At 48.1% G+C, this 19,706-nt stretch carries 13 protein-coding genes; 2 read left to right on the forward strand and 11 right to left on the reverse strand.

Features of this window, described 5'->3' with window-relative positions; genetic code table 11:
* Window positions 1-148 precede the first annotated feature (148 nt).
* From Q0R37_RS06475 to Q0R37_RS06515, 9 genes are all read right to left on the reverse strand, one after another.
* The gene (locus Q0R37_RS06475; RefSeq protein WP_294752603.1) at window positions 149-1,312 is read right to left on the reverse strand and encodes a glycosyltransferase; all 1,164 of its coding nucleotides are present in this window, start codon (window positions 1,310-1,312) and stop codon (window positions 149-151) included.
* Between the two features lie 22 nt (window positions 1,313-1,334).
* The gene (locus Q0R37_RS06480) at window positions 1,335-3,392 is read right to left on the reverse strand and encodes a glycosyltransferase (protein ID WP_294752605.1); all 2,058 of its coding nucleotides are present in this window, start codon (window positions 3,390-3,392) and stop codon (window positions 1,335-1,337) included.
* A complete protein-coding gene (locus tag Q0R37_RS06485) occupies window positions 3,389-4,276 on the reverse strand; it encodes a sugar transferase (protein WP_294752607.1) in 888 nt (295 codons plus the stop codon). Before Q0R37_RS06485 ends, Q0R37_RS06480 begins: the two co-directional genes overlap by 4 nt.
* Window positions 4,277-4,297: 21 nt before the next feature.
* Window positions 4,298-4,819: a PglB gene (locus Q0R37_RS06490; protein ID WP_294752609.1), complete on the reverse strand. Its 522-nt coding sequence runs from the start codon at window positions 4,817-4,819 to the stop codon at window positions 4,298-4,300.
* A 592-nt stretch (window positions 4,820-5,411) separates the two neighbouring features.
* Entirely contained in the window at window positions 5,412-6,254 is an 843-nt protein-coding gene (locus Q0R37_RS06495; protein WP_294752611.1) for a CAP domain-containing protein, read from the reverse strand.
* A gap of 194 nt (window positions 6,255-6,448) precedes the next feature.
* The gene (locus Q0R37_RS06500) at window positions 6,449-6,901 is read right to left on the reverse strand and encodes a YbjN domain-containing protein (protein WP_294752613.1); all 453 of its coding nucleotides are present in this window, start codon (window positions 6,899-6,901) and stop codon (window positions 6,449-6,451) included.
* A 278-nt stretch (window positions 6,902-7,179) separates the two neighbouring features.
* Complete coding sequence (locus Q0R37_RS06505) at window positions 7,180-7,899, reverse strand: hypothetical protein (RefSeq protein ID WP_294752615.1); 720 nt, start codon at window positions 7,897-7,899, stop codon at window positions 7,180-7,182.
* A gap of 22 nt (window positions 7,900-7,921) precedes the next feature.
* Window positions 7,922-9,814, reverse strand: a complete 1,893-nt coding sequence (locus tag Q0R37_RS06510; RefSeq protein WP_294752617.1) for an ABC transporter ATP-binding protein — start codon at window positions 9,812-9,814, stop codon at window positions 7,922-7,924.
* The gene (locus Q0R37_RS06515; protein WP_294752619.1) at window positions 9,814-11,541 is read right to left on the reverse strand and encodes an ABC transporter ATP-binding protein; all 1,728 of its coding nucleotides are present in this window, start codon (window positions 11,539-11,541) and stop codon (window positions 9,814-9,816) included. Before Q0R37_RS06515 ends, Q0R37_RS06510 begins: the two co-directional genes overlap by 1 nt.
* A gap of 237 nt (window positions 11,542-11,778) precedes the next feature.
* Here Q0R37_RS06515 and Q0R37_RS06520 point away from each other — a divergent pair, with 237 nt between their 5' ends.
* Window positions 11,779-12,771 carry a CPBP family intramembrane glutamic endopeptidase gene (locus tag Q0R37_RS06520; protein ID WP_294752620.1) on the forward strand — a complete coding sequence of 331 codons (993 nt, stop codon included), beginning with the start codon at window positions 11,779-11,781 and terminating at the stop codon, window positions 12,769-12,771.
* 50 nt (window positions 12,772-12,821) lie between these two features.
* Here the strand turns inward: Q0R37_RS06520 and Q0R37_RS06525 are convergent, their stop codons facing one another.
* On the reverse strand, window positions 12,822-14,009 hold the full coding sequence (locus Q0R37_RS06525; RefSeq protein ID WP_294752623.1) for a CPBP family intramembrane glutamic endopeptidase: 1,188 nt from the start codon (window positions 14,007-14,009) through the stop codon (window positions 12,822-12,824).
* Window positions 14,010-14,098: 89 nt separating this feature from the next.
* Window positions 14,099-16,417, reverse strand: coding sequence for an alpha-xylosidase (gene yicI / locus Q0R37_RS06530; protein ID WP_294752626.1), 2,319 nt, complete (start codon window positions 16,415-16,417; stop codon window positions 14,099-14,101).
* A gap of 570 nt (window positions 16,418-16,987) precedes the next feature.
* Between yicI and Q0R37_RS06535 the strand changes: the two genes are divergently transcribed.
* Window positions 16,988-19,706: endo-1,4-beta-xylanase (locus Q0R37_RS06535; RefSeq protein ID WP_294752628.1), on the forward strand; the 2,719-nt coding region annotated here is incomplete at its 3' end.

The raw sequence follows: 19,706 nt of genomic DNA on the forward strand, positions 1-19,706 counted from the left end.
CAAATTCTTAGGCAGCGCCCTTGCAGCTTAATACAGACTTAAGCTGTACTTTCTGCACGGCATACTGCCCTACACGGATAAAACGCAGGCAATACCGCCGGGCGGTGCCTGCTTTATCCCGAAAGGAAATGTACGGAAAAGCGATCTCTCAGCCCCTTCTGTACAATTCCATATATTTCTCTACCGCGTGTCCGCGGCTCTCTTCAAAATCCAAGCTTTTTTCAAACTCCGGCGAAGACTGTATGAGCTTCAGCACATCTCCGACAGCACCTTTTTCCACAACAGTACCGAACCTTACGGCGCTTTCGGTGCTTCCGCCCGTTCTGTAGCTTATTACGGGAGTCCCGCACGCCTGAGCTTCAAGGTTGACCGTAGGATAATTGTCCTCGTATGTAAGGTTGAGGAAATAATCCGCTGCAGTGTAGATCTCGGCAAGCTCCTTTGTGTTATTGGTCCTTGAGATACCGATAACATTTTCGGGAAGCTGCTTTATCTGCTCTTCGGAAAGCCCCACAAGGACTATCCTGTAATTATCGTCAAGCTTCTCGGAAAGCTTGATGTAATCCTTCAGACCCTTTCGCCTGTCCCATACGCTCGCAACGCCGAGGAGCATTTTTTTGCCCGTCAGACCGTTCTTTTCACGGAAGTCTCCCTCCGTTGGTCTGAACACGCTGAGGTCTATATCGTTGTTTATGACCTTCACGGGATATTTCCCGAAATAAGACTGCCCCAGTATCTCTGCAAGCCATTCCGACGGAGTAACGAAGACCATATCCTTTACAGCCGTAAACAGCTTTTTCTTTGCCTCCCAGTTCTTTTTTGAACGGTCGGCAAGCATGGAAGAAGGATATTCCTTCTTCTGCGGACAGTTATGGCAGCCTGTTTTCCACCTGTCACATTCTGCGTAATCAAAGTACGCACAGTGTCCCGTGAAAGACCAGCAGTCGTGGAGAGTCCATATAACAGGCTTTTCTGCTTCCGCAAGATAGCGGAAAAGCAGTTCTATATTTATGTAATATCCGTGGATATTATGCAGGTGCACAACATCGGGATCATAGCTTTTTACCCACTCTATGAAGCGTTTCGTTGCTCTTTTCGAGCCGAAGCCCGTATCATCGAACAGTCTTGAACGCAGGCCGTGGAGCTTGTTGTCGGTATTGCTGCCGATCCTGACCGCGTACTTCCGGGACTTCTCGGGAACAGTCTCGCGTCCGTATGCGATCTTTACTTCATGCCCCTGAGCTGTCAGCGCATCTGCAAGATCGGTGCATATTCTTCCCGTGCTGCGTATGCCGCAGACGCTGTTTATCATTAAAACCTTCAATTTGAAACCTCTATCTGCAGTTTTCTCTCAGGATATCTTCAAGTTTGTCCATAACGATATCCACAGCGAAATGCTGAGAATAAAACCTTCTGCCGTTCTCTCCCAGCTCCTGACGGTCGGGAGAAGCAATGAACTCCTTTATCGCCCTTACAAGGTCGTTTTCGTCATCTGCCTTTGCGCTGAAGCCGCATCTGCTCTCGCTTATGACATCGGGTATCTCGCCGTCAGCGGAAGCGATTATCGGCTTGCCCGAAGCCATATAGCTCTGCACCTTTGCAGGGAGCGTCAGGGATATGAGCGGATCGGGCAGGAGCGTTACTATCATGGCGTCTGCCAGTCCGTAGTACTTCGGCATTTCCTCCGAAGGCTTCCTGCCGTGGAAGATAACGTTTTCAAGAGCTTCCTTTTTCGCATAGCTCTTCAGGTTATCAAGCTCCTGACCGTCGCCGACGATATGAAAAACTATCTTCCTGCCGTTATCCGTTATCTGCTCCTTTTGTATTATAGCAGCTGCTCTCAGTATGACACCTATATTCTGGGCAGTTCCGACATTACCCGCAAATACGAGATCTGTGGTGTCTTTTTCGCCGCCCTGTGGGATATGATCGAATGTAGAAAGAGCATACTGAGGCAGATATACTATCTTGTTTTCGGGGATACCGAACTCCTCAATGAAGTAATCCTTGAATTTTCTCGAAGTTACAAGCAGAACATCTACCTGCTCGTATATCTTCTTTGAGATCCTGTAATAGAATTTATATACTGCCGAATCCTTGCTGACGCCGCCGACGCAGAGGCTTGCGGGCCAAAGATCCATACAGTACATGACAACGCGCTTGTCATGCTTTTTCGCATATTTGACAGCAGGCTCAACCATCATGACGGGTGAGGACTGATTTGCAAATATAACGTCGTAATTTCCTTTAAGATGCGAAAGGAAAAGCTTTGCGGAAACAGGATAGCTGTGGTAATTCAGCATCCTGTGTACTGTGTCCTTTTTCCTCGGTATAACGGGAACATGAGTGATATGTATGCCGTTATGGTCTTCCCTGCTGGTCTTGTTGCGGTATCCGTCAAAAACGTCTCCCATAGGATAATTCGGAGTACCCGTTACGGCGTGTACATAGTGTCCGCGCTTTGCCATTTCCTCCATAGGGTACAGGGACGGATAAGGCTCCGGCCAACCGTACTGGCAAGTGGCAAGTATCCTCATTTTATCCACTGAACGCTCTCTGTACTTTCCCGTTTCCGTAAGGCTGATGCTTTCATCAAATCCGAACTTATCGACGGTATCCACCTTTTCGTATATCAGGGTACCGAATACCTTTTTCACAACATTCATCTTCGCAAGCTTAATACCTGCATTGAACGCTCCCGTAAGGCGTATGTTCATTCCGTTGACCTTTGCGATGCGCTTTACCATTTCCGAGGTATTCACATACTCGGAATTCTGAGGGAAGAACAGACCGCTCTTTTCCTCGTCTATGACCTGCTTCACGAATTCGCAGAGGTTTCCGATGTATATCATGGAACGCTGATTTTTATAATCGGGGAAAACAGGCGAAGCCAAAGCGAACTTCCTGAGTGTCTGATAATTGCCCTTGCAGTCCTTTCCGTAGACCATTGGCGGTCTGAGACAGGCAAATTTAAAACTGTCATCGGCAAGCTTTGCAATAGCCGCGTCCGCCTGTGCCTTGGACTTTCCGTAGGCAGTATTCGGAGCAGCCTTTGTTTTCTTGCTTATCTTTCCCGTAAGCTTTCCGTATACCGACATGGAGGAGAGCAGTATGAACTGCTTTACGCCGCCTGCCTTGGCGGCTTTTGCTATCTTTATGATAAGGTCTCTGTTGACCTTGAAGTACAGCGCCCTGTTCTCGTCAGTCTCCTTGATGTGAGCGATGCCCGCAACATTGAACACTGCGTCATAGCCGTCAAAATCCTCAGGCTTGGGCTCGAAGCCCATTGTGTCGATCATATCGACCGAGTATTTATCAGTTTCGCTTAAAAGGTAGTCCTTTACACAGTCGCCTATGTACGAACCCGCACCTGTTATCAATATTCTCTTCATTTATTTTCAGCCTTTTCAAACTCTTTAGCCATCTGACCTGTACCGCCCTCAACTATTCCCTCGCTTCTGAGAACAGAGGATACAGAGCCCAAAAACACCTTTATATCCATAAGGAGTCCCGTAATGCTTCCGCCCTTGAGAGCGTCCGTATAAACGCCGTCAAGTCTTGCCTTTTCGGGTATCTCAAGCTCGTCTCTTCCCTTGATCTGAGCAAGTCCCGTAAGCCCCGGCTTTATATCGTTGGCTCCGTACCTGTCGCGCTCAGAGGTAAGGTAATCCTGATTCCAGAGTGCGGGACGGGGACCGATGATGCTCATATTGCCGATAAAGATATCCCATATCTGCGGCAGCTCGTCGATGGAAAGCTTTCTTATGAGCTTTCCGACTCTCAGCAGGTACTGATCGGGATCATCGAGCATATGTGTGGGCACATCATGAGGTGTGCACATTTTCATGGAACGGAATTTGTGCAGCGTAAAGTACTGCTTATCCATGCCGACACGCTTCTGAGTGAAGAGTATCGGACCGGGATCGTCAAGCTTTATCGCAATTGCCGTAGCAGCAAAAACAGGCGAGAGTGCAACAAGCCCGCAGAATGAGAGCGATACATCAAAAGCACGTTTTATGTACCTCTCATAAACTGTGGGGAAATGCTCACTTTCGCCGATAGCCTCAAGGTGTCCTCGGAAGCCGTCAGCATTCAGAGGATCGTTCTCGTCCTCGACGAAAACGACTTTTTTACCCTGCATTTTATTCTGCTGTTCGGGCTCGTTTTTATATACCGAGCCCGGCTTTTTCTTCTTTGCAACCATGTTTAAAGCAACAAAAGCAGTTCCAAGAGAAACTCCTGCAACTGCAAATGCCTTTGTCCAATTAAAACCCATAATTTCTCCCCTTTGAAAACATCATACCGCTACTGATCTGTGGTGATAGTCATTATCAAACAGATCGCAGTAACCGCTTCTTGTTCTTGCTGCCACCTGCACTCCTGATTTTACGACAGAACCGCAGTTGATATGACAGCCTTCCTCAATAACGCTGTTATGATTGATTATAACACCTGCTGATATGATGCAGCCTGCCTTTATAGTCACGTCAGTATGAACAACAGCCATAGGCTCAACAAAAGAACCCATGCCTATCTTTGCAGAAGGCGATACATAAGCTCTTGTGTGGATGAGCTTAGGGATCTTGTAGCCCGCATCAAAGAGCTTCTTGATGAAGCTGAGGCGGAAATCGGAATTTCCCACAGCTACGACAGCACTGTCGTACTCATCACAGAACTTTGCATAATCGCTTATTTTGCCGATCGCAACAGGATTATTGTCATCAAGGAATGCGATCTTCCCGTACTCGCCTGTTGACTCGGCGATCTCCTTAGCAACCATGCCATACTGACCCGCACCGATAATTAATAAGTTTCGCATAATCGTCACCCCAAAGAATAAAATAATTGCTTGCTTTCCCTATGCCTCTTGATTTCAGACCCGCAGCACGGGCCTTTGCTCCGTATTCCGAAACATCGGCCGAAGAATCAGTGTATAAAAACGGAGCTTTTTTCACGAACGATCGGCATCAGCCTGCTCTTTATATTTCTATGCGGAAAATCAATCGTTTTTGTGTACCTTTCCGCATCGCAGACCTCTGCCTGAGCAATACAAAAGTGTATTACTCTTCAACATAATGTATTATAACACACAGATATACTTTTTGTCAATATTCCGTGGAAAAGATTGGAGACTGTACCTAATAAGACCGCCTAAAGCAACCCTATTTTATATAATTTTGTAATACTCTGCCTAAAATATACCGTAAGTAATACCAACAGACATGACGATTTTTCTTTGTTTTAAGCCATATACCGTACTTTCGTCAGCTTTCGAGCTTCAGAAAAATTATACCTTTTGTTCAATTAGCAATTTGTCTTTTTTTAAAAAATATTCCTCCGTTCACAAATAAAAGCGGCTGAAATATCAGCCGCTTTTATCATGAACACACCTTTTATTTTTCCCTTTTCGGTCATTTCCGTTCTTTGTAGATCTTCAGAAGCATATCGAAGGTCATCGGCAGAGTATCGCACTCGCCGAGCAGATACATCTTCAGCACCTCTGCGTCGTCGGAATTTACAATACCGTCCTTGAGAAGATCTGCGCTTTCCATCTGAAGCTCGTTGAATTCTGTCTTCTGTGCAAGGTACTTGTTGATGGTTATAAGATCAAAGGAATCTATCTCTCCGTCACCGTTGATATCTCCCGTGCTTACGGGTCTTACTCTTTCTCTCCTGGGAGAATACTGATTTTTCAGATCAAGACCGCAGCCGATAAACAAAGCTTCCCAGTAATAATGGTGATTCCTTGCATCGTTTTCCTCATAGGTAACGGATACTCCGAGGTGAGTATAGTTCGGGTTCATTATGACTCCCCAGTGTGAAGGTGATGCCTTCCACTGCTCAAACGTCGCCTGCGGAGTCGAATTGCCCGCGGCGATATTTTCGCCTGCCCACATAAATGGTACAAGGTTGAGGTCTATGGCAGTCTCAAAACCGAAATACTTCTCCCCTTTATCGTCAATGATAAAATCGGATATATAGTCGGGACGTTCATGGCTGAACAGTGTTATACACTCTCTTGCACGTATCTGTGAGATATCACAGAGGTACGGAACTATTTTGAGCGGCTCAAGACCCGCGTCCTCTCTCGCTTCATTGATAAGGAAGGCTAATTCTTCGGACATTGCGGCGAAGTCCATTTCCTTCTCCTCCGCAACAGCCCTTGACGGGAAGCCGGCAAGAACACAGATCAGCATAACAAAAGCGACTGCGACAGCAGATACTTTTCCTGATATTTTTTTCACTGTACTCATACAAACACCTCCCTCTCATCTGAAATACTTGTGTAATTATATCTTAGCACAAGTGCTCAAATATTAAAAGAGGAAAAGGGGCGTTTTGTCAGATCTCACAATAAAAATCTACGTATTGTACAATAAATTTAATACCATTTGTATTATTCAGTTCGGATTATCCCGGAAATAATTCAATTTTTAGCGGTATTTCGTTAATTATTGTTGCTGCTGTCAATGAGCTCAGCGATCTTTCCGAAATATTTATCGGTTGCGAGCACACTGATGTTGATATACTCCTCGATCTGTGCGCTGGTATCATCGCCCTTGAGGATAGCATTTGTAAGAATTATTACCTGTCCGTCCTTGTCTGTGAACATCTTGCAGGCAAAGTTGCCCGGATCGGAGTTGAACTCGTTCATAAGCTTATAAAGCTCCTCGCTCGGGTTTGAAAACATTGCAAGTCTGCTGAGGGCAAGGCTGAGAGCACTGTTCTGCGGATTGAAATGGATAAGTATGAACGGGGCTGCATCATGATTGGGCAGCTTTGTGCGGAATCTTATCATATTCTCATCCTGCTGATTGCGCTCGTAGGATACATTGCGGCTCTCGAGAAGAGCACAGAAATCTGCAATGACGCTGTTCATTTCCTTAGTATTGTTTTCCATGATTATTTTCTCCTTACGGTTATTTTTGGCTGAATATATTATGTTATATTATAGCATGATATATAAGATTTGTCAATCACAGCAGCCATATAATGGAAAAAGCGCCCATGTGGCAGGACGCTTTAACCTTTAGGGTGGTTTATATGAAAATGAAGATCTCATTAGAAAAAGGAGGAGGGAGATTTCCCTTTCCATGATCGTATTATATCCCACCCATATGATTGTTCTGTGACAAAAAGCTGAACTAAGTGAAAAATCCTGACGAGCAAACTGTGATCTTACAGTCCCGATACGGTAAATCCCACCTCTACGTTCTTCCACTCGCTGAATTCGTTCCTGTCCACTATCTGTGCGGAATAGCTTCCGTCGTTTATGGCAGTGGGCTTTGAGGCATCGCCGTTCTCGAAGAGAGCTCCCTCAGCAGACCTTGCGTCGGCGGGAAGTCCGTCGTCGCTAACCCATTCGTTGAAGATATTTGCGCGTACAGAGCCGCTTTCCGTGTTGGTGTAGCTTTTCTTTACGAGCTCCAGCTCCCTGCCGTCGACCTTTACGCTGTTTATGGTTATGACCGCATTGGGAAGAACTTCCTCGGCGTTGTCTATGATAACTGCCGCAAAGCCGAGACCCTTTATTGTATAATCTCCGTTTATATCGCCTGTTTCGTCATACCTGAAGCCGTTGGTATCGGCGGTAACGCTGACGGTATACTCGCCGTTTCCGCTGATATGTGCAACTCCCGCGTCGTATGAGAGCTGATCGCTGCCGTTAACGTCCTTGTTTCCGAGGTACTGTACCTCCCACGCCTCATCGGCAATGGCAAGGTAAGCATCGCCTGCTGCGGCTTCAACTGCGTCGTTGGCGTCAACGCCCTCGACGGTCACGGCTTCCGTGGGTACTTCAACGCTGCCTACCCTTCCGCTTTTGCTGCTGAAACATGAGGCGGAACAGGCAAGCATTGCGACAGCTGTGACAAATGCTGCATTTCTTTTAAGTTTCATATATTTCCTCTTTCCGGTCTCATCAGCTGAGCTCGAACATTCCCGTGTACAGCTGATAGTACTTGCCGTGCTGAGCAATGAGCTCATTGTGGTTTCCTCTTTCGATTATCCTGCCGTGCTCAAGTACCATTATAGCGTGTGAATTGCGTACTGTGGACAGCCTGTGTGCGATAACGAATACGGTTCTGCCCTCCATGAGCGAGTCCATACCTTTTTCGATAAGGGACTCGGTACGGGTATCAATGGAGCTCGTAGCCTCGTCAAGAATAAGCACAGGCGGGTCCGCAACAGCCGCACGGGCTATGGCAAGGAGCTGTCTCTGTCCCTGCGACAGGTTCGCTCCGTCGGCAGTGAGCATGGTATCATAGCCGTTTTCAAGGTGTTTTATGAAGCTGTCCGCATTTGCCAGCCTTGCTGCCGCATAGACCTCTTCGTCCGTGGCGTCAAGCTTTCCGTAGCGGATATTCTCCATAACGGTTCCCGTAAACAGGTGTGTATCCTGCAATACTATGGACTGTGAGCGCCTCAGGTCGTCCTTTTTGATCTTGTTTATATTGATACCGTCGTAGCGTATCTTGCCCTCGGGAACGTCGTAGAAGCGGTTTATGAGATTGATTATGGTGGTCTTTCCCGCACCTGTTGAGCCTACAAAGGCTATCTTCTGTCCGGGCTTTGCATAGAGCGATATGCCGTTGAGTACGGTCTTGTTGGGCTCATATCCGAAAACAACGTCGTCAAACTCAACATTGCCGCGCACCTCGGTATAGGTTGTAGTACCCGTTGACTTGTGGGGGTGCTTCCACGCCCAGCGGCCCGTGCGGTGATCTGCTTCGGTTATGGTGCCGTCCTCGGCTATATTCGCATTTACAAGGGTAACATAGCCCTCGTCCGCCTCGGGTTCCTCATCTATTACAGCGAAGATGCGCTCAGCGCCCGCAAGCGCCGTGAGTACGGAATTGAGCTGCTGTGACACCTGTGTTATAGGCATGGAGAATGAACGTGTGAACTGGAGATAAGAAACGACTGTACCCACGGTCATGCCGCCTATTCCCTTTACCGCCATTATACCGCCTGCTATGGCAGTTGCCGCATAGTGTACATAGGACAGGTTGTTCATTATAGGCATGAGTATATTCGCAAAGGTATGTGCATGAGTGGAAGCCCTGCAGAGCTCCTCGTTGAGCCTGTCGAACTCCTCGTCAGCCTTTTCCTCGTGGCAGAATACCTTTACTACCTTCTGTCCGTCTATCATTTCCTCAATGTAGCCGTTCACGCTTCCGAGAGCCTTCTGCTGCGCTATGAAGCCCTTTCCGCTCCTTGAGCCCACAAAGCCTATTACCCTGAATATGATAAAGAGCATTGCCACAACGAGTATGGTAAGTCTCCAGCTGTATATGAGCATGGCTGAAAAAACTCCCACGATAGTTATGGCGGAGCTTATGAACTGTGCGATACTGTTGCTGAGCATCTCACGGATAGCGTCGGTATCGTTCGTATAAAGACTCATGAGCTCACCGTGAGTGTGCTTGTCAAAAAAGCGTATGGGAAGCATTTCCATTTTGCTGAAAAGATCGTTTCTGATACGCATGAGGGTGGTCGTGGATATTTTCAGCATGATACGCTGATAGAACAGGGTGGAAAAAGCTCCGAGAGCATAGATCACCACCATTACGATGATAAGGCCTATGAATTTTCCGTATTTCCAGTGTCCTGTTTTAAGAGCGTCCTCAATGTTGTCTATGACGGGCTTCAGAAGATAGTTTCCTGCTATGCCCGCGCCCGAGCTGAAAAATATGCCGAGAACGACAAATATGAACTGCACCCTGAAGCCGTGCATATAGCTGAATATGCGCTTCAGTGCGCCTAAGGTGTTCTTCGGCTTTGCAATTGGTCTCTGCTGTGCTTTAGGCGGCATTATTCATCAGCTCCTTTCTGCTGTGAGTCGTATACCTCACGGTATATCTCACTTTTCTGCATGAGCTCGTCATGTGTGCCGATATCGGTTATCTTTCCGCCGTCCATGACTATTATGCGGTCTGCGTCCATAACGGAGCTTATACGCTGAGCTATTATGATAGTGGTGGTATCGGCAAGCTTCTCGCGGAAGGCCTTGCGGATACTGCTGTCCGTGGCGGTATCCACCGCGCTTGTGGAGTCGTCAAGTATGATTATCTTCGGCTTTTTGAGGAGAGCTCTTGCGATACAGAGCCTCTGCTTCTGTCCGCCCGAAACATTTACGCCGCCCTGTCCGAGGTCGGTATCGTAGCCGTCGGGGAAGTTCATGATAAAGTCATGAGCGCAGGCAGCCTTGCAGGCTTCGATGATCTCCTCGTCAGTGGCGTTCTCGTCGCCCCAGCGGAGATTGTCCCTGATAGTTCCCGAGAAGAGAACGTTTTTCTGCAATACCATAGCCACCTGATCGCGGAGAGTTTTCAGCGGGTACTCCTTTACGTCGTGACCGCCTACGATCACTTTTCCCGCTGTGGCTTCGTAAAGACGGGGTATGAGCTGTACAAGAGAGGTCTTTGAGGAGCCCGTACCGCCTATGATACCGATAGTCTCGCCCGATCTTATCTCAAGGTCAATATTCTCGAGGGCGAGGTTCTTCATATCGTCGTAATAGCTGAAGCTCACGTTCTCAAAGCTTACAGAACCATCAGCTGCGGATACCTCCGAGGCTGTGTCGTCCTTTATGGCGGGGGCTTCGCTGAGCACCTCATAGATACGCTGTATGGAAGCTCTCGAGATAACAAAGGTGATGAACAGCACCGACAGCATCATAAGCGACATGAGTATCTGTGCAACATATGTGATAAAGCTGGAAAGTGCTCCTGTTTCTATGTCGCCGCCTACTGCCATGCGTCCGCCGAAGTAAAGTATAGCGGCAATGCTTGCGTACATTACCAGCTGCATTGCGGGCATTCCAAGTATTACAAGCTTTTCGGCGGCAAACTGTGCGAGACGGACGTTCTTCGTATTCTCCTCAAAGCGTTCGTTCTCGTACTTCTCACGGGCAAAAGCCTTTACCACGCGGATACCCACAAGGTTTTCCTGCACCTTTGCGTTCATATCGTCATAGCGCCTGAGCATTTTTTCAAACCTCGGATGCGCGTGGGATATTATCATGAAAACAGTCACCGCAAGTATTGGTATCGCAAAGAGGAATACCAGTGACAGCCTTGCATTCGCCCTGACTGCCATTATTGTGGCGCATATGAGCATTATAGGCGAACGGAACGCCATTCGCACGAACATCATGAAAGCGTTCTGCACATTGGTAACGTCAGTGGTGAGCCTTGTGGTCAGGGACGCTGTGGAGAACTTATCCACATTGGCAAAGGAAAAGCTCTGCACCTTCCTGAACAGTGCGCTCCTGAGGTTCTTGGCAAAGCCCATGGACGCTACTGCGCTGAAACGGGCTGCAAGAGCTCCGAAGCAAAGGGAGAATACCGCCATGAGCACCATTATACCGCCCATTTTTGCGATATACCCTATATCTCCCTTTTTGACGCCGTTATCTATTATCATGGCCATTACCGTGGGTATGAGCACTTCCATCGCTACCTCCCCGATAATGGTAACGGGCGAAAGTATCGCCTCCTTCTTGTATTTTCCGACGTGCGAAAGTATCGTTTTGTACATCATCTATCCCCTTTCCTGAAATAGTACTGAATTGACATATCTGCTCATGGGACGGGTATCAGCGGATATGCCCCGTTCCTGACGCAGTTCAGTACAATAACCGCCCTGAGGCGGTTACTGATTACATATTATTCATTATACCATTTATACGATGCATTGTCAATTCGGGAGCAGTACCAAAAATCCCTTGACAATCGCCTTTGAACATAGTAGAATTAAAGGTGGAGGTGCTTTTTTATGCTTGAATACAGACCCAAACTGTTCAGTGAGGCTTCAAAGTCTCATGCTTCAAAGAACATTTTCGTTATCATACTCTGCTTTTTAGCGGTATTTTGTGTAATATTACTGCTTGAATCCATTGTGCCCGCAATAATCACTCTCAGACCCATAATGGAGGAGCTTCAGAAACAGGGATATCTCAATTCCGGTGAAGTCATCAGTGTAAAGGAGGCAACAAAGCTTGCCGTTAAGGTATCTTCCGCTCCGAAAATAATGATACCCTCTCTGCTGTCAACCGTGTTCGGAACTCTTGCGGCAATATTCTACTGCCGCTGCATAGAAATGAGACCCGTCCGCTCAATGGGAGCCCGCAAAAAGGGATTTTTTCCCATGTATTTGTCAGGTCTTGCCGCAGGTTTTGTAATGATGTCGTTTATCGCGCTCATCAGTGCCTGTCTCGGTATAACACATATCAAGCTTTGCAGCAGCATAAACGCAGGAGTCCTCGTACTGTTTTTCATAGGATTTGTAGTTCAGGGCATGAGTGAGGAATTCATCTTCCGCGGTTACCTCATGACTACCATAGGCGGAAGCGGCAAGCATACTGCTGTAGCCGTCGGGATAAGCGCTCTCGGATTTGCTCTTGCTCACGTCGGAAACCCCGGCTTCGGACCTCTTCCCTTCGTCAATCTGTTCCTCTTCGGCGTATTCGCCGCACTTTGCGTCATCCTTTTTGATAATATATGGGGAGCCTGCGCCATTCATTCCATGTGGAACTTCGCACAGGGCAACATATACGGCATAAGCGTCAGCGGTACTTCCGATACGGAGTCTGTATTCCGCAGCGTCCCCAATTCTACCCATGCTTTTCTGACAGGCGGTGAATTCGGCATAGAGGGAAGCCTGCTGACTACATTTATCCTCGTTATCGGCATTGCCATGTCACTGTTCATGATCTCAAAAAAGACCACCGAACCCGCAGAAGCAGCTCCTGCCGAAGCAGAACAATAAAAACAAAACGCCCGTATACGGTCATTTAACGCCGTATACGGGCTTATTTTTTATGAAGTGAGCTTTGTCTGATAGATTATCAGGAGAGTATATGCCACATGGACGGCAACTGCAAGGATAATGCCGACCGAGGTCTTTGCCACGGCTAATCCGCGGCGGCTCTGTGCGGGAGTCGATACGGGGAGCTTACAGTTCATGCGGAAAACAACGAGCATTATGATACCCACGATATAGCAAAGTATCAGCAGCAGTCCGCTTACTCCCATAACAAAAGTATTGTCCTCGAATTCCGAAACAAGCGTCGCGCAGGTGTTTATCAGTATATGGACAACTATTGACGGAACTATGGAGTTATGCTTCATGTCGATATGTCCGAAGAATATTCCTATCAGGAAAGCAAGCACGAACTGCGGGATATTTCCGTGTGCAAGTCCGAAGAAAAACGCCGACATGAATATTCCGAAGCGCTGATTTGACTTTGAGAATATCTTCATAAGAGCTCCGCGGAAGAAGAACTCCTCCGTCAGCGGCGCTATGATACAGCTGTATATCGTGAGCACCGCAAAGCCCAGCCCCGTCTTGCCCATGTCCGTGTCAAGGACATCTGTTGAGAAGCCGTACTTCCCGAAGATGTCGTCGATACCGCCTGCTATCACAGCGGAGCTGTACCAGATGAATATTCCCGCAAGGCAATGCTGCACCGCATCGTAAAAGTGGTAATCCCTTGTTTTGAACATGAAGGACGGCTTTATCTTCGCCCATTTCAGTGCAACGAAGGCAAAGCCTATATTTGCGCCCATGTAGGTTATAAGGTTTATCGCCGCAAGTATGGAACCGCTCTGCATATAATGCGAAATAGCTCCGTCTTCAGCTCCCGGATTGGCTTTGGCAAGTATGAGCTTTATCACAAGCATCAGCAGATACGCAAACACGCTCGACGCAAAAAACTGTATGAGCATAATGAATCCGCCGATATTGTAAAAACGTCTTATTGCGCTCTTTTCAACCTTTGCAGGCTCAAAGGGCACTGTGAACTCAGGCATTGTCGCCCACGGAAGTATCTCGGAATAATCGTCCCTGTACCACCTGAACTCCGTAGGGTTCCTGAACGGATCGTGCAGGTCTGTCTTTTCCGACTCCCTGATCTCCCTGTCCTTTTCCTCGAGCTGCTTCGTAAGACTGTATATTTCATGGCTAAGCGCCGCATATTCCGCGGTGTAACCCTGTGTTTCGTTCATATTCCTGTTATCTCATTCCTTTCATCCTCAATATCTGATATTAATTTTATCATAATTTCAGTCAAAAGTAAATAGATAATGTCAACTTTTCAGTCAATTATCACTATGTCAAGTCCCTGAGGACTTTCCGCCGTGAATGGGAGCTCTGTCCCCCTTACGGTGAGCTCAATGCAGTCACCCTTGCTGACTGCCTTTATTTCCGCTTTTTTAGTGCGGCTGCTGTTGTATACCGTCGTTTCCGCAGTACTGCCCTCGTCCATGCCGTAAACGACTATCCTCATTCCGTCGAGGTAATCGTAATCGGCAGTCTGCCTGTAATTTCCGTAAACTATTATCGAACGCGGTCTTGCATATAACGGCATACCGAAATAGTCATATTTCTTTGTATACCACCTGCCGCCCCTGAGGGCTTCACCCGTCTGTATATCCGTCCATGTGCCGCAGTCGGGCAGGTAGAAGCTGCACACACCGTCCTCGCTGAAAACAGGAGCGGCGAGCAGGGAATTTCCGAGCATATACTGGGTATCGAGAGCAAGCACATTGCGGTCGAAGCCGAAGTCCACAGCCATAGCTCTCATCATGGGGACACCTGTTTCGTGAGTCCTTACGGCATTCGCCCACAGGTACGGCATGAGCCTGCCCTTGAGCTTTACGAAATGACGGGCAACATCGCAGCTCTCCTCGTCAAAGTGCCACGGTACGCGGTAGGAATTGTTTCCGTGATAGCGCGAATGGGTTGACATAAGTCCGAACGCCGTCCAGCGCTTGTAGAGGTCGGGAGTGCCCGTGGACTCAAATCCGCCTATATCATGGGAGAAAAAGCCAAATCCCGACATACACAGTGACAGTCCGCCGCGGAGAGTTTCCCACATGGACTCATAAGCCGAGAAGCAGTCTCCGCCCCAGTGTACGGGGAACTTCTGACAGCCTGCGGTCGCTGACCTTGCAAACAGGCAGGCATTGCCCTCACCCTTTACGCTCCCGAGAGCTTCAAACACCGTCTTATTGTAGAGATAAGCATAGTAATTATGCATCCTGTAAGGGTCCGAGCCGTCGGAATATACCGCATCTGTGGGAATACGCTCGCCGAAATCCGTCTTTACCGCGTCGATGCCAAGCTCTGCAAGGCGGCGTATCTGCTCTGCGAACCATATGCGGGCTTCCGCGTTGGTGAAGTCGATTATCGCCATGCCCGGCTGCCACATATCACACTGAAACACGGAACCGTCCTTTTTTCTGATGAAATAGCCTTTTTCGGCGCATTCCGCAAATGCGGGAGAGCGCTGTCCGATGTAGGGATTGACCCATACGCACACCCTCAGCCCCTTGGACTTCAGACGCGCTATCATCGCCTTGGGGTCGGGGAATTTTTCACTGTCCCACTCAAATCCGCACCACTGAAATTCCTTCATCCAGAAGCAGTCAAAATGGAACACATCGAGGGGGATATCCCTTATCTGCATCTCGTCGATGAATGAATTGACGGTTTTTTCGTCGTAATCCGTGGTAAAAGAGGTGGAGAGCCACAGTCCGAAGGACCACGGCGGGGGAAGTGCAGGCCTGCCTGTGAGGGCGGTATAACGCTCTATAACGTCGGCAATGGTCCCGCCGCCGAATATAAAGTAATCAAGCCGTTCTCCCTGTACCGAGAAGGCAGTCTTTGAGACATTCTCGCTGCCGACCTCGAAGCTTACCTTTTCGGGGTGATCCACGAACACGCCGTAGCCCCGTGAGGACACGAAAAACGGTACGGACTTGTAGCTCTGCTCGGTGCAGGTGCCGCCGTCGCTGTTCCATACCTCAACGGTCTGTCCGTTTTTCACGAACGAGGAGAACTTCTCGCCGAAGCCGTATATGTGCTCACCAACGGAAATCCCCAGCATTTCGCGGATATACACGCTCTCTCCGCTGTCGGAGCGTGAAAAGAAAGGCTCACGGGATTGTTCCGCTTCGGTCTGCTCTCTGTGCCACGGCTCCTCCTCGATAATTGAGGTAGTCCGCCAGCCCGACTGTGTGAGCAGCCTGCCGTCAAAGTAATAGGATATGTCCCATTTCCCTTTCTCACAGCCGATACGGACGGAAGTCCTGCCCGATACCAGTTCAAAGCCGCCGTCGGGAAGCCTGTTTATGGCTGGGCGGAAGCCCTTGTCATCATTAAGTACGAAGGAGGGCTTTTTGCGGGCAGCTCCCCTGAAATGCTCTATACTTACCTTGATGCTGTTTTCGAGGACAGATGTAAAGGTCACGGTCAGCACAGGGCCGCCGAGTGTCATCCCCCTGTTTGAGACATGATAAGGCGTAGCCCATACCGTCACCGACCGCTCGTCCGCCTCCGTCTCGTATATCTGCGAAGCCCAGTGTACATTATAGCCCTTCTTGTTCATCCAGAAACCATCTGATACTTTCATAAATGTATTCTCCCCTTGATTTGTACGTACAACTTTTCGCGCAGCCGTACATTGTCTTGACTTATATCTTAATAATAACATCTTTTCCAAAAGTTTGCAATAGATAATCGAAGCAGATGATGCTATTCATAAAATCTTAAACCGAAGGTGCATATTCCGAATAATACAATTATAATAGTAATATTCCCTCTGATTATTCCGGGCTGTAATTATTTGATGCTGTTTTAACAAATCGGCACAATGCATAGAATTGTAAATACAAATTGAGCAGTCTGACAGTCCCGTATTCTGAAACCGCTCTATCAAATCAGCTGATTATAACATATTGTGCATATTATTATTCGTTTTGAACAATAGCACTTTTGTGCGGAAAATACCAAATTCTAAACCTAAAATGTTTTAATTTCTATATTTTTTAGATACATCTGCATTTTGTACACCTAATCATTGTTTTTGGGGTTGAATTTATCAGTACAAATATAGTAAAATACTTGTAACAGCATGAAATGATATAAATAATATCATTACGTTGAACGAAAAAATATACACTTTTTACGAGGAGGAGAATGTATGAAAGTAAAAAAGATAGTTGCAGGCCTTACGGCTGCAAGCTGCCTTTCAGGAGTGATTACAGTCTTGCCTGACGTAGTTTCGCGCACCTATGCTGCTGAGATCGTTCATAACGACTTCGAGCGCAACTACGAGGGCTGGTACGGCGAAGGGGATAATGTTGAAGTAACCGCTCAGCTGGGAGAGGGCTTCGGCACTTCACGAGGCATGAAGGTCACAGGACGAAACTCAGCTTCACAGGGCGCAGCTTCATCAAAGGGACTCTATCTCTTTGGCGGAGACAAATATACCTACAGCGTTAAGGTCTACAGCGAAACAGCTGAAAAATTCAATTTTTCACTTCTTGTCATCGACGAGAAAACAGGCAGGGAAACAACTGTAAAACTCGATTCCAAGAATGCAGCCGCAGGTGAATGGACAGAGCTCAGTGGAAGCTATACCGCTCCCAAGGACAGCTATGAGTTCAAGCTCAGCATCACCAATGATTCCACAAACGATTTCCTTTTTGATGAATTCCTCATCACAGGCGACAAGGAAGCTCAGGAAGCACACGCCGTTCCATCGGGCAAGGGTCTTAAGGACGAGTTCGCAAGCTATTTCCGCGTAGGCAATATCTTCAACAGAGGAACTATCAGCAACAGCGGTATCCAGGGCATCATCCTCAAGGATCACAACGCTGTGGAGTGCGAGAACGAGACAAAGCCCGATGCAACTCTGGTACAGAGCGGTTCATCGGATACAAACATAAAGGTATCCCTCAGCAGCTGTGCTGCTATCTGCGATTTCTGCGTAAAGAACAATATCGCATTCAGAGGACATACCCTTGTATGGCACAGCCAGACCCCAGAGTGGTTCTTCAAGAGCAACTTCCAGCAGAACGGAAGCTGGGTAGACAAGAGCACCATGAGCAAGCGTATGGAAAGCTATATCCAGCATATGTTCGAGGCATTCGCAACACAGTACCCCGACCTTGACCTCTATGCATACGACGTATGCAACGAGTGTATCTCCGATGCAGGCAACGGCGGTCCGAGAGGCGGCGGCTACGGCAACGGAAATTCACCGTGGGTACAGGTATACGGCGGCAACGGCTTCATCGAGGAGGCCTTCACCTACGCAAGAAAGTACGCTCCTTCCACCTGTAAGCTCTTCTACAACGACTATAACGAGTTTGCCGACGGCAAGAAGAACAGCATAATCAACTCTATCCTCAAGCCTCTCAAGGCTAAGGGAGTTCTTGACGGTATGGGAATGCAGTCGCACGTAAACGCTGCTGCAAGCAATGCGTGGGGCGATACGAATTCTTACCTCAAGGCTATGGACGATTACCTCAATCTCGGTATCGACGTTCAGGTTACAGAGCTCGATATCAGCGTTGAGAACGGAAAGTACTCATATCAGGATCAGGCAAACAAGTACAAGGCTATCTTCCAGCACGCTATGCAGTGGAACAGTGCGGGTCACGACAACAAGGTAACCCTTGTTCAGATCTGGGGCCCTAATGACGCAAACTCATGGCTCAGCTCGGGTAGCAACGGCCTTCTTTATGACGCAAGCAACCAGCCAAAGGCTGCTTATACAGCTCTTACGAGCCTCGTTCCCGACAGCGAGTGGGGCGAAGGCAAGCCTTACACAGGTCCCGGAAGCAGCGGATTTACTCCAAAGCCCGTTGAGCCTGCAAAGGTTGACGACGACGGCTACTGGTTCCACAGCACATTCGAGAGCGGTACCGACAGCTGGTCGGGCAGAGGCGCTGCTTCTGTTGACACAAGCAGCTCCGCCAAATACTCAGGCAGCAAGTCACTCTATGTAAGCGGCAGAACAAATTCATGGAACGGCACTGCCATCTCACTCGACTCAAGAGCATTCGAGGCAGGCGAGACATACAGCTTCTCGGTAAACGCTATGACCAATGAAGGCGGAGATACTACCGAGTTCAAGTTCACTCTCCAGTATGACGACGCTTCGGGCACAGCAAACTACGATCAGATCGCACTTGCTTCCGCTCCGAAGGGTGAATGGGTACAGCTGGCAAATACAAGCTATACTCTTCCCGCAGGCGGATCAAACTTCCAGATCTATGTTGAAACAACAGATGAGAACGAATACGTTGATTTCTTCATCGACGAGGCTATAGGCGCTCCTTCGGGCACAAGCATCGACGGCGCAGGTCAGCCAAAGGTACGCAAGGTCACACTTGGCGACCTCAACTTCGATGAGAAGATCGACTCACTTGATATGATAACCGCAAGAAAGGGTCTCATCAAGGGCGGCTTCACAGATTCAATGACTCAGAAAGCAGCAGACGTTGACCAGAGCAAGGAATTTGACGTAACAGACCTCGTTTGTCTCCAGGAATTCATTCTTGGCAAGATCAAGGAATTCCCCGTAAACAAGCCTGCAGTCCCCACACTTGATGTTTCACAGTACGAGGCTAAGTTCAGCGGCATATCACTGGCTGAGAGCTTTAAGAAGGAAAGCGAGAACAACCCAATCTATACTCAGCGTTTCGGCGCAGACCCAGGCTGGATGGTATATGACGGCAGACTTTACGTTTACACAACAGCTGATGAATTCGCATACAAGAATGGTCAGCTTATTGAAAACGATTATTCTTCAGGCTATATCAACTGCTTATCAACAGCAGACCTTGTAAACTGGACCGACCACGGTCAGATCCCTGTTGCAAAGACAAGAGTAAACGGCACACCTATTGCAA

Source organism: uncultured Ruminococcus sp., from assembly GCF_946415235.1.
GTDB lineage: Bacteria > Bacillota > Clostridia > Oscillospirales > Ruminococcaceae > Ruminococcus.

Excerpts from the sequence above, each read along its gene's own strand:
- Q0R37_RS06495 (WP_294752611.1), bottom strand. The coding sequence starts at position 6,254 with ATGAGTACAGTGAAAAAAATATCAGGAAAAGTATCTGCTGTCGCAGTC.
- Q0R37_RS06505 (WP_294752615.1), bottom strand. The coding sequence starts at position 7,899 with ATGAAACTTAAAAGAAATGCAGCATTTGTCACAGCTGTCGCAATGCTT.
- Q0R37_RS06475 (WP_294752603.1), bottom strand. The coding sequence starts at position 1,312 with ATGATAAACAGCGTCTGCGGCATACGCAGCACGGGAAGAATATGCACC.
- Q0R37_RS06525 (WP_294752623.1), bottom strand. The coding sequence starts at position 14,009 with ATGAACGAAACACAGGGTTACACCGCGGAATATGCGGCGCTTAGCCAT.
- Q0R37_RS06480 (WP_294752605.1), bottom strand. The coding sequence starts at position 3,392 with ATGAAGAGAATATTGATAACAGGTGCGGGTTCGTACATAGGCGACTGT.
- Q0R37_RS06490 (WP_294752609.1), bottom strand. The coding sequence starts at position 4,819 with ATGCGAAACTTATTAATTATCGGTGCGGGTCAGTATGGCATGGTTGCT.
- Q0R37_RS06485 (WP_294752607.1), bottom strand. The coding sequence starts at position 4,276 with ATGGGTTTTAATTGGACAAAGGCATTTGCAGTTGCAGGAGTTTCTCTT.
- Q0R37_RS06510 (WP_294752617.1), bottom strand. The coding sequence starts at position 9,814 with ATGCCGCCTAAAGCACAGCAGAGACCAATTGCAAAGCCGAAGAACACC.
- Q0R37_RS06515 (WP_294752619.1), bottom strand. The coding sequence starts at position 11,541 with ATGTACAAAACGATACTTTCGCACGTCGGAAAATACAAGAAGGAGGCG.
- Q0R37_RS06500 (WP_294752613.1), bottom strand. The coding sequence starts at position 6,901 with ATGGAAAACAATACTAAGGAAATGAACAGCGTCATTGCAGATTTCTGT.
- yicI (WP_294752626.1), bottom strand. The coding sequence starts at position 16,417 with ATGAAAGTATCAGATGGTTTCTGGATGAACAAGAAGGGCTATAATGTA.
- Q0R37_RS06520 (WP_294752620.1), top strand. The coding sequence starts at position 11,779 with ATGCTTGAATACAGACCCAAACTGTTCAGTGAGGCTTCAAAGTCTCAT.